Source organism: Vibrio sp. Vb1554 (assembly GCF_033344235.1).
This window is the reverse complement of the sequence record NZ_JAWPOJ010000205.1, coordinates 1-1,368: the sequence shown is the minus strand read 5'-3', so window position 1 is coordinate 1,368 and position 1,368 is coordinate 1. Positions and strand designations below refer to the sequence as shown.

At 49.4% G+C, this 1,368-nt stretch carries 1 protein-coding gene; it reads right to left on the bottom strand.

What is annotated here, in order from left to right; genetic code table 11:
- On the bottom strand, positions 1-1,368 hold a 1,368-nt coding region (locus R8N28_RS24980), incomplete at both ends, for a methyl-accepting chemotaxis protein (protein ID WP_318183636.1).

Genomic DNA, 1,368 nt, shown 5'->3' with positions numbered 1-1,368 from the left:
CTGCGCTGCTTGTGTTTCTTCTTTGGTATCCACCGCTTGCTTCTGGCTTTGCTCCATCAACACGACGATTGATTGCGTTTCTTGCTCCAAACGAGCCAACATTGCACGAATTTCTTCTGTCGAGCCTTGTGTGCGCGTTGCAAGGTTGCGGACTTCATCGGCTACCACAGCAAAACCACGACCCGCTTCACCAGCACGCGCAGCTTCAATCGCAGCGTTCAGCGCCAACAAGTTGGTTTGATCGGCAATGCCACCAATCTCACTCAGAATACCCTGAATCGCCGTGCTTGAAGCCACCAAATTCTGCGTCTGGTGCTGTGCATCATTCACTTGCGAAGCAAGGTTATCCACCGCGCTTGCAGCATTGTCCATACGCGACATGCCATTCGCACTATTGCTTTGAACTTGGCTTGCCGCTGCTGCTGCTTGTACCGCAGAATTTGCCACTTCTTGTGCGGTTGCGCTCATCTCATTAATCGCCGTTGCTAGCGAGTTGACTTCATTCACTTGAACGTTCAGTTGATCTCTCGAAGCCGCCGCGCGAGCTTGGCCTTCACTTGCGTTTTTATCAACTTGGTCTGCCGTCGCCATTACGGTTAAAAGCATTTCCTGAATGCGAGCTAGGAAGGTATTAAACCAGTGCGCCAGTTGGGCGGTTTCGTCCTTACCTTTCACCTCAATGCGGTAAGTTAGGTCGCCCTCGCCTTGTGCTGCGTCTTTAAAACGCTCCACTAAGTTAGTTAACACTTTACCCAACGAGGTCGCGATCATCGTCATCGCAACAATACCAATCAGAGCCGCAATAATCCCTGCCCACACTCCCTTTTCAAGAGCTTCTGCACTTTGTTCTTCACTCCATCGCTCGTAGTCATCCACGTTCTTTTTAAGGAAGCTACTGGGAACCGACACCATAACGATCCAAGGTGCATCGCTGGTTTCAATTGCAGTAATCGCATACTCATCCCCGCCAAACGTCACAAGGCCTGCGCCTTTTTGTTTCGCAATGGATTGAATACGAGCCCATTGAGACGCCAATTCATGAGAGACTTTCTTGCCCACTTGATCTGCTTGGCTGCTGTTTGCCAGTGTGATGCCTTTCCACGAAGAAATCAGAATACGGCCTTGTCCATCAAACAAGTCGCTCGCGTAATCTTCACTTTGGCTTTGTAACTCGTTCAATGACAAATCAAAACCAAGAGAGCCTATGATCTCGCCACGTAACTTGATTGGTTGACTGATGGTCGTGATCAGTTCTTGTTTGCCGCGAACCGGATACATGTACGGTTCCATCACGAACGTTTTGCCCGTTTCGTAAGGCATCAAGTGCCAATCGTCTTTACGCTCACCGTTGTTGTTTAATTCAGTATT